Source organism: Paraburkholderia sp. BR10872, from assembly GCF_040965835.1.
In the GTDB taxonomy this organism is placed as follows: Bacteria; Pseudomonadota; Gammaproteobacteria; order Burkholderiales; family Burkholderiaceae; genus Paraburkholderia; species Paraburkholderia nodosa_A.
Genome location: NZ_JBFRCN010000057.1, coordinates 53,897 through 62,484, shown reverse-complemented (window position 1 = coordinate 62,484; position 8,588 = coordinate 53,897). Strand labels below are relative to the sequence as shown.

The window sequence follows — 8,588 nt, the reverse complement described above, 5'->3', positions numbered from 1 at the left end:
CTGCGCGGCAAGGCCGACCCTCCTGCCTCCATCCCCTGATTGCGGGTAGGCACAGACAGAATCACGCTCGCCGAGCATGCCTCACTTACGCGCATAACGTCGAGAGCGGCCCACGCGAGCCGCTTACCATCAAAGCTCAGCAGGCCAAGGATGTGGCCGCGTAACCAGAAAACTCTGGAAGGCGAAAAACCGAGGGAACCTCAATGCTGGCGTCAGATTTGAGAGACAATAACAACCATTCGGCCAACCAAACGCTCGATCAAATCGAATTGCCAAGGGCGGCCACGCCATAGCCTCGAAATTCCTTGACGATGGCGAAATCCCGCCACGATCAAACCAGCATTCAATCGCTCCGCGTAGTGCACGACACTGTCGACCACTGTACCGTGAGAAAGGTAGCCGCTCGCCCTAATGCCTTCGCTTTTCAGACGACAAAGCGCGTTGTCCAGCAACTGTGATGTATTGCTTAAATATGTTGAATAAGCAAGGTCGGTCACGATCCCAGCTGTCGATATGAGTGCAGTGGAAATGTCGGCAACAGCAAGCACATGGAGTTCACCCGCTCCTTGCCAGCGCAGCTCGGGAATACGATTCAGAGCTTGCTGGCTTTCTTCCGATCCGTCGTAATAAACAAGAATGCTTTGATAGTCAGACACTAGGAGTCCGTTAGACTTGTGAAGTTGATAATTCGCGAATCAATCGTATTACTTCGTCGAAATCCGGCGTCCGATGCTATGGGAGAGGGCTGCGGCGGTAGGCCAGACTGGGGAAACTAACCCCCAATGACTTTCCGCCTTGGGAGACGGTCTACCAGTAGACGCAGCGCTGGTTCCAGGCAGGCTGTTTCAAATAAATGGTAAGTGTCTGCGGTTGATTATCTGCGTGACGCACGATCGCCGGGGTCAGTGGGGGCATTCTCGATGGACGCGCTCTGCAGTCGAAGTGGTAGCGTGGTCCACGCGCAGGCTATGACGGGTAGTAAGCTCATATACCCTGCCCGTGCGTACATTTGGGCAACCACTGGGCGCGCATGTCACGCCGCCGAGTGAACAGGAGCGTGCATAGATCGGGAACTGGCGCGACAGGTCGAGCAGGCTACGGGGGAGACGGTGAGAATCGCGTTCGCTGACCAAGGCTACACCGGCGAAGAGCCCACAGAAGCCGCTCGCGATGAAGGCATCGAGCTTCGCGTGGTCAGGTTGCCGGAGGCAAATGAAGGCTTTGTACTGTTGCGGCGTCGTTGGGTGGGGGAGCGCAGTTTCGGCTGGCTCAACCGCCTCAGACGACTGGCCAGAAACTACGAGGGTTTGCCCAAAACCTTGGCTGGTTTGCATTTCGTCGTGTTCTCCCTGCTTATTCTCTTCCACTGCGCAGCCCTTAACAGAGCTGCAAAGCGCCTTCTAAGCTGGCTGTTGGGTGATCTGCTTGGAACACCTTTCAGCAAGCCCAACAATTTTATGAAGCCGTCTCTAAGCCTTTGAACAATTCCGTGCCAGAACGCTGTGCATCCTCGCCCAAGTCATTGTTGTCTCAGAATTCGCCACGTGTACTAGTTTCTCATGAAGTTCAGAAGCTGACGAAGGATCGATTATTCCGTTTTTGATCATCTGCGGCGCGAGGTCACTCAAGCTCATCGCGTAAAGCAACCTATCTTTGGCTGAATTGAGTAACGGGTGATATAAGCGGTAATGTTCAATTGTCAAACCGAGATTCCTGATAACACTCTCCATACGGAAGGCGATATTGTAATCACGGCCGTTCACGATAAAACAAGATCTTAAGATTCTTATAAACTCATCGATTGCTTCAGACGGTGGAAAAGAGAATGAGCCGTCATGAATCACCGGCTCTTCGCACAGCAAATGGCCATCTGGGCGGAGCGCATTCACCATTTCACGAATCGCGTGATCAGCATCCGCCACATGATGGAGCACCATCCGACAATAGACTAAGTCATATGAGTTATCCAAATGATTTAGGCAATTAACGTCACCTTCGAAAAAGCGAACATTCTTGAAACCATTTTCTCTTACCAATTCGCGGGACGCATCTAGCTGCGCCGGACTGTTATCTATAGCCGTCACCGTTCCTTGATGTCCAACCGCGCGCGCCAGATTCAGTGTCATTGCGCCACTACCGCAGCCAACTTCAAGGATCTTCCTTCCGCGAAGCGTGCCGGCTCTGCTTATAAGGTCGACACTGGACTGTTCGTATAACCGGCTTTGGATGCCGAGTCTTAGCCTGGCACTGTCATCCGTTTTTATGATGTAGCCCATATTGCCTCATTGAGAATTCTTAATTTCGATTGAGTGACGCGGCTTTTGCAACCGTTATGCTCTCGTCTTGGCCCCTGGTGATGTGCCCTCGGGTTTTCGCATTTCAGGGGCCGACTTGCGAAAGACGACGCGGGCGCTGCGGATGCGAATTTTGCGCCGATTGCAGCGGCCCTGCCCGCAGACTCTGGTCCATTGGTGGCGGTTGGCACGGACCTTGATGGGGCATCAGTCAAAGGGCCGTTGTCTAGCTGAAAACGGTGGTCCCGATACGAAAGGGCGCCACCTTTTATCGCCTCCATTAGAATCTCGCTTGCTTTGAAGTAACGTTCTGGCACCGCGTCCACATCTATCCCGAAGTAACCTCGCTTGATCGGAAGAGAGCCGAGCCTGTGCTGTTTCGAACCCACCACCGTTCAGGTGATAAAGCATGCAGATCTCTTCAAGCGCAAGTGGCGGATGACGAAGGCTATAAGCAGCATGACTAGAGGGCCGAGACGAAGTTACGCGGCGCGCTGTGCGACGCTCGACAGGAACGGCGTCGTCAATGCGACGTAAAATGGTGCTCCGCCAGAGGGTAGGCGTAAAAGCCTCGCTGTTGACAGGCTTCGGCTAGCCCGAGGCGGTCCACGTATTGTTGTCCAATTGCGCAAATCGTCGTCGTCCAAGATGCCGAAGGCCCGCTTAGGCGGTAAAGCGTTTCTCATTCAACTCTCTCCAACTTATATCCGGATACCGGCCTAGATTGAGGTGAATCAGGGTTTGCGGGTGCGATTACCGTTTTGGTCGTCGCGCTCCAGCCCATAGACATCCCCCTCAAGCTCCGTCGCTTCTGCCAGAACTCCGGTGATAAGGTCCATATCCTTGGCGGTCAAGGTGAGACCTGAGATGGCGACGTTCGAGGCTAGATGAGTGCGGTCGCGCGCGCCGATGATGACGGCCGCCACCCCCGGTCGGTCGAGCATCGCAGCGCTGGCGACTGTGGCGATGTCGGATCCGTGCCGGTCCGCGATCTGGCGGAGCATTGTCAGAAGGGCCTGGAATAGATCCCAACCGCCGATGTCGTCGATAATCCGCTTATATTTGACCAGCGAACGGTTCTCCAGCTCCCATGTCGGTTCCGGTGCGCCGAACCATCTGTCGGCGAGGAAGCCGCCTGCCACGGTTCCATAGCACAGAAGGGGGATACCGTACTCGACTGCCGCCGCAGCCATCCGCCGCTCTGGACGTCCGTCGAGCAGCGAATACTGCACCTGCATGCAGGTAAACGGCACTCCTGCGTTCACGATCTCCAGCATATGGTAAGTGTCGAAATTGGTGCCGCCGATCTTATCAATCTTGCCGGCGCGGCGAAGATCATCGAGCCACAGCGCCACCTCGATCCAACGTGGCTCTCGGTATTCCCACCAGTGGAGTTGTACGAGGTCGAGCCGCTCCTGGTTGAGGCGTTGCAGTGACTGGTCGATCACCCTCTCGACATAAGACTTGCTGATGCGCCGTAGTATGTCTAAATGCGGCACAAATTTGGTATGGACTTTGATTCGGGCGAGGGCCTCTTCCCCTCGCAGATCGCGATAGCGCCTTCTAAAATGACCGATCAGTTCTTCGACCCCGGTATAGATGTCGGCACAGTCGAAGGTGGTTATTCCGGCATCCGCGAAGGCCACCAGGTCCGCCACGGGATCTTCGCTTCGGGGCGTGCAGTGGCCACTCGCGAGTTGCCAGCCTCCGTGGATCACTCGTGAAATCTCGTAGTTTGGGGCGAGCTGGATACTCTGCATCTTAGTTGCGCCTTATAACGGTCATCATGGTGCGGCCCCGGTGTGCTTGCGAGGGGTTGAACTGGCATTGCCAACGCCGATCGGATAACTAACCATATAGGAGGAAAGCCGACCGATCGGGAGGTTGGCGCGCTTGGAATTCGCTGAGTATGGACATGCGGAAGGCTGATACGCAGGCCTGCCACTCCTAAAGCCTCCTGCCGTTCCCCGATCCGTTCTATGGCCATTTGTCCGACCTTGACGTTCATACGACCCGCTCCAGCATCATCCGACCAGCTTCCGCGTAGTGCCGCTGGTGGACCATGGCGTGTTGCGCAGCCGCCTGCAGATCGCGCAGCCGCCGCTGAAGTGGTGAAGATTCATACACTGCGACACCGCCGGCCAGGGTAAAGCAGGCATGCGCTGCGCGGGCACAGATCGTCGCAATCCAGATTCCAGTCTGTATGCCCTCGCTGTACAGCGCTTGGCCATTCAGCGTGCCGGCCAAGGCGTGCCGCCAGTGACTCTCCGCCTGAACCTGCATGGCCGCCCGCGCCGCACGCACATCTGCCTCAATTCGGCCCAGCTCGCCCAAGACCATCTCCGAGTCGCGCATAGGAGCCGGCGCTCGAAGTTGTTGCCTGCCGCTTTGGGCGAGCTCGGCAACATCCGACAACGCGCCCTCCGCGATGCCTACGCAGACCGCGCCAATAAGCACCGACTGGAGGTGCCGCCAAGCTTGATAAAGCGGTCCCGGTTCGCATGATGCGCCAGCCGGAAAGTCGAAAAAATTGGCCTCCGACGCGAGTACGTTCTGTAGGGCTATGTGGTGACTGCCGGTACCTCTGAGGCCGGAGGCGTGCCAAGTGTCTTCAATATGCCAAGCCGAGGCCGGCAAGGCGACACCCCGGACCAAGGCTGGCCCGGCATCCCCTGCCGGGCCAAGGAGTGGCTTTCCTCCTTCCGACATGACACACAGACCCGCCATCCAGTCGGCGTTGCGGCAACAACTGGCGAACGGCCAACGGCCGCTGATCTGCCACCCACCTGGCACTTTCTCGGCGGTGCCTCCAGGCATGGATACGCTAGCTATGATGATGTCCGACTTCTCCTGATACATCAGATCGTAAGTCTGTCTCGGCAATCGAGGGCTCATAATTGCCGATGAAATGCCGATCATCGCGGTCCAGCCGACTGACCCGTCGAGCCGAGCCAACGCGCTGATCACTTCCATTCCCCACGGCAAATCTAACTCTAATCCTCCACGGCTGCGTGGCACGAACACGCGGAACACCCCGATCGATCGCAATTTCTCGATAAGGTCGGACGGCATGCATCGTCCGGCTTCGATTTCGGTTACGCGCGCGAGCATGTCCGGGGCAAGATCGCGAATCGCGTCGAGGATCCGACCGGCTGCAACTGACGAGATCTCCAGGCCCTCGTCGTCAGAGGGGGCTTGAATTTCAGCTTGATGCCCCTTTGGCACCGGGCGATCTGACTCGTGTAGAGCATTACTTTGCTTCATTAGTTTCAGCATGTGTCTGATTAATTAAATGAGCGAGCATGCCTTCACCTATGACAGGTTCAGTGCGGCGGTGGTTAGTTGTTGCGCCTTACGTCATGATTGACCAGCATTACGCGGTTCTCGTGCTAATCGCCTACCCGGCTGCAGTCTATATGCTATTGGTTCTGTGACGGGCAGCGTGCGTTCATTTCTGTGGTTTATGTGGCAAGCATCAATTGTGGCTGTAGGCGGGGGATTGGTGAGCCGGACCATGGGTTTTCCTCCTGTGCGCTTAGCGTGGTTGGAATGCAAGACCCGCGCAAATAGGCACTCGCGGTTCGGCCTCGGGTTGACAAATCTATTGTTCGTCGACGGATCTAATACTTTATACACGCTTTCAGAAGTGTGCCTCGCGTTCAGTAGAGACGCAAGGCAATTAATATCAAAAGAATTGAAATGTCGTTCAGTTATAGTAATGTCGCAATCATTGCATCGCCGAGAGATGACCGCTCAGATATTCCAGTTGACGGTTTCGCGTTCACCGCGCGTGACAATCGTCTTATCCACATGGCGTTGAGCTGTATGCTTGCATGCTGGAAGTCGATCGGTGCGGCGCCGTCAAAACCCGGCGCGAGCGATGCTAACCCGCGTTTAGATTCTTAACGGCAGGCCACTCACACCTCAGCAGAAAGCATGCTGCCAAGGAGTAAATGTAGCGAAAAAAGGCGCGTCATGCGGGTGGGCATGACGCGAAGGGAATAACCGCCGATGTCGACCCAACTGCGTTAATGTCCGACTATCAGGACTAGCGAGGGCACTGTAACGTAAGATGTCTCGATGAAGAAAAGAAAATCGCTTTATCACGGCCACCGCTTCCCAGCGGCAATCATTAGTCTCGCGGTTCGGCGGTGTTTCTGGTTCCAATTTAGCCTGTGTGATATTGAAGAACTGCTGTTCGAGCGCGCTGTCGTTGTCAGTTACGAGACGGTGCCGAAAACAGCCATCAACCTACGCGTGAGCGCGAACGCCGGATGTGTGGTTTCCGCGATCCTGGTCGCACACAAGCGTTCTTATCGAGCTTCGGACCGATTCGCCAGCACTTCGCGCTCAAGCGACATTTACTGCGTGCATCACTCTATCGCAAACAGCTCGACGCACGCTCTGCCGGGTGGCATCGCTTCACTAGGCTCACCCAAGATCCGTCCAATTTCTGAGCGAATGTACGTCCTGTGCGCTCTTGCATCTCGTACCTTAACGTGACAACGCCAATTCTACGGGTGAGCCCGTCTCCCAAGAACCATATGATGCATATCAACGTCGATGTCGAGTCGCATGAGTATCTTTGCGAATGCAGGTGCGCAAGCGTGCGGCAAGCCGTTAGCGCGTGGCGCACCGCGTTTACTAACATTTTCAAAGTATTGTCACAATGACGAGACAGTACGAGCATGAAATCCAAACGTCATCCCTATGGCCGGAAACTGGATCACGTGAGGTTGCAGGCAATGCGCCAGCAAGCAGTGAAGCCGTTGGCGAACGACAGGACGTGGCGAGTGTAGTGGCGGCCTGCGGGGTGAACGAACGCAGCGTCTATCGTTGGCTGGCCGACTTCGCCAACGGCGGACAAAGCGCCTTGCTCGTCGAGCCGGTCCTCGGCCGGGCGCCAAGGTCACTGCCGAGGAGATGCGCTGGCTGGCGCAAGCCGTACGGGGCCTCACGCCGTTGCAGTTCAAGTTTTAATTCGCACTGAAGCTGGACGACTATGAAGAATATGATCGACACCGACACGATGGAGCGGCGCGAGCGAATCCGAAAAAAGGCCTTCGAATTCGCCGAAAGCGGTGCCTTTACCAATTGGCAAGCAATTGGGGTGGCGCTCCGCTCACAATTTCCAACTAGTCACGTGGAGGATATCCTCGCGAGCCCATTCTGTCGTCTGGATCTGAATAATCGATGCGACAAAGCCCGCCGTCACGATCTGTCCGATAAAGATATTCACGAGCGAGACGGCAAGCAAGGAGGCATTGAATAGCGATCAACCGATCTTGCGCGAGATGCTCAATGCGTTGCGCTGGATGGCTCGCGCTTGGGCGGCGTGGCGAGTGCTGCCGACCAATTTATACGCCGTGGCAACTCGTGTACCAGCAGACACAACGATGGCTGGCGGCCGTCTGTTTGGCTTTTTCAAGTCGAAGGCGGTTAGAATGAGAGGGTGAAGAGGAACAAAACGCCGTACTATGGTTTGCGTTTTCCGGCCGCGATCATCAGCTGCGCGGTACGCTGGTACTACCGCTTTAACCTGAGCCTGAGCGACGTGGAGGAGTTATTGCTCGAGCGCGGCGTGATGGTCAGCTACGAGTCGGTGCGAAACTGGTGCGACCGGTTCGGGGCCCACGCGGCGCGGGAAAGCCGCGCGCGCAAAGCCTGGCTCCACCTGGCATCTCGATGAAATGTTCGTGAAGCTGCGCGGCGGGTCGTACGTGCTGTGACGCGCGGTGGACGAACATGGAGCAGAGCTTAGATGTGCTGCTGCAAGAGCGCCGCGACAAGGCTGCGGCCAAACGCTTCTTCAGGGGGGCTCTGCTCGCACCCCCGGTGCCCACGAAGATCGTTACCGACCAGTTGCGGAGCTACCCGGCAGCCAAAGCGGAAGTGACCGAGCTGGTCGGTGTGAAGCACCTCTTCGTGAAGGCCTCTGCCGGGGTCAACAACCGCGCCGAGAATAGCCACCAGCCCACGCGCGGGCGTTAGTGTCAAACGCAGGGGTTTCGCGATCCACACCGAACGCAGGCGTTTCTTACGCGCTTCGGACCGATCCGTCAGCATTTCGGCGTTGCCCCGGCATCAAATGAGCGCAGCCTGCCATAGAGCTGAACTTCAGGCGCACCTGCGCTGCTGGTTTGAGTGGACTGGTACGAACTGCATGGTTATCTGATAAGGATGCCTATTGTTAATGGGGTTTGGCAAACTCCATCGCTTAACTTGACAAAGCCAGACAAGGCATTCCAGACGTGGAAGCCGACCGCACCGAAGGCGGCCGGTTCGAACTGATCG

At 56.4% G+C, this 8,588-nt stretch carries 5 protein-coding genes and 5 pseudogenes; 6 read left to right on the top strand and 4 right to left on the bottom strand.

All coding sequences use genetic code 11. From position 1 onward, the window contains the following. Nucleotides 1-212 precede the first annotated feature (212 nt). Complete coding sequence (locus AB4Y43_RS32925) at nucleotides 213-656, bottom strand: universal stress protein (protein WP_368619624.1); 444 nt, start codon at nucleotides 654-656, stop codon at nucleotides 213-215. 113 nt (nucleotides 657-769) lie between these two features. Here AB4Y43_RS32925 and AB4Y43_RS32920 point away from each other — a divergent pair. After that, a pseudogene (locus AB4Y43_RS32920) lies at nucleotides 770-1,391 on the top strand (transposase); the annotation flags it as partial. 78 nt (nucleotides 1,392-1,469) lie between these two features. Here AB4Y43_RS32920 and AB4Y43_RS32915 read toward each other — a convergent pair. The 3 genes from AB4Y43_RS32915 to AB4Y43_RS32905 all read right to left on the bottom strand — a co-directional run bounded on the left by AB4Y43_RS32915 (nucleotide 1,470) and on the right by AB4Y43_RS32905 (nucleotide 5,570). Continuing rightward, on the bottom strand, nucleotides 1,470-2,276 hold the full coding sequence (locus AB4Y43_RS32915; protein ID WP_083245587.1) for a class I SAM-dependent methyltransferase: 807 nt from the start codon (nucleotides 2,274-2,276) through the stop codon (nucleotides 1,470-1,472). A 752-nt stretch (nucleotides 2,277-3,028) separates the two neighbouring features. Beyond that, entirely contained in the window at nucleotides 3,029-4,054 is a 1,026-nt protein-coding gene (locus AB4Y43_RS32910; protein ID WP_069268311.1) for an aldo/keto reductase, read from the bottom strand. A gap of 244 nt (nucleotides 4,055-4,298) precedes the next feature. Beyond that, on the bottom strand, nucleotides 4,299-5,570 hold the full coding sequence (locus tag AB4Y43_RS32905; protein ID WP_218108682.1) for an acyl-CoA dehydrogenase family protein: 1,272 nt from the start codon (nucleotides 5,568-5,570) through the stop codon (nucleotides 4,299-4,301). A gap of 804 nt (nucleotides 5,571-6,374) precedes the next feature. Between AB4Y43_RS32905 and AB4Y43_RS32900 the strand changes: the two are divergent. From AB4Y43_RS32900 to AB4Y43_RS32880, 5 genes and pseudogenes are all read left to right on the top strand, one after another. Beyond that, nucleotides 6,375-6,751: pseudogene (locus AB4Y43_RS32900) on the top strand (transposase). Between the two features lie 231 nt (nucleotides 6,752-6,982). Continuing rightward, nucleotides 6,983-7,271, top strand: a pseudogene (locus AB4Y43_RS32895) (helix-turn-helix domain-containing protein); the annotation flags it as partial. A 25-nt stretch (nucleotides 7,272-7,296) separates the two neighbouring features. Next, nucleotides 7,297-7,566 carry a hypothetical protein gene (locus AB4Y43_RS32890; RefSeq protein ID WP_069268312.1) on the top strand — a complete coding sequence of 90 codons (270 nt, stop codon included), beginning with the start codon at nucleotides 7,297-7,299 and terminating at the stop codon, nucleotides 7,564-7,566. A gap of 13 nt (nucleotides 7,567-7,579) precedes the next feature. Beyond that, nucleotides 7,580-7,694: pseudogene (locus tag AB4Y43_RS32885) on the top strand (transposase); the annotation flags it as partial. Between the two features lie 52 nt (nucleotides 7,695-7,746). After that, nucleotides 7,747-8,469, top strand: a pseudogene (locus AB4Y43_RS32880) (IS6 family transposase). Nucleotides 8,470-8,588: the final 119 nt, after the last annotated feature.

Excerpts from the sequence above, each read along its gene's own strand:
- AB4Y43_RS32915 (WP_083245587.1), bottom strand. The coding sequence starts at position 2,276 with ATGGGCTACATCATAAAAACGGATGACAGTGCCAGGCTAAGACTCGGC.
- AB4Y43_RS32910 (WP_069268311.1), bottom strand. The coding sequence starts at position 4,054 with ATGCAGAGTATCCAGCTCGCCCCAAACTACGAGATTTCACGAGTGATC.
- AB4Y43_RS32905 (WP_218108682.1), bottom strand. The coding sequence starts at position 5,570 with ATGCTGAAACTAATGAAGCAAAGTAATGCTCTACACGAGTCAGATCGC.
- AB4Y43_RS32890 (WP_069268312.1), top strand. The coding sequence starts at position 7,297 with ATGAAGAATATGATCGACACCGACACGATGGAGCGGCGCGAGCGAATC.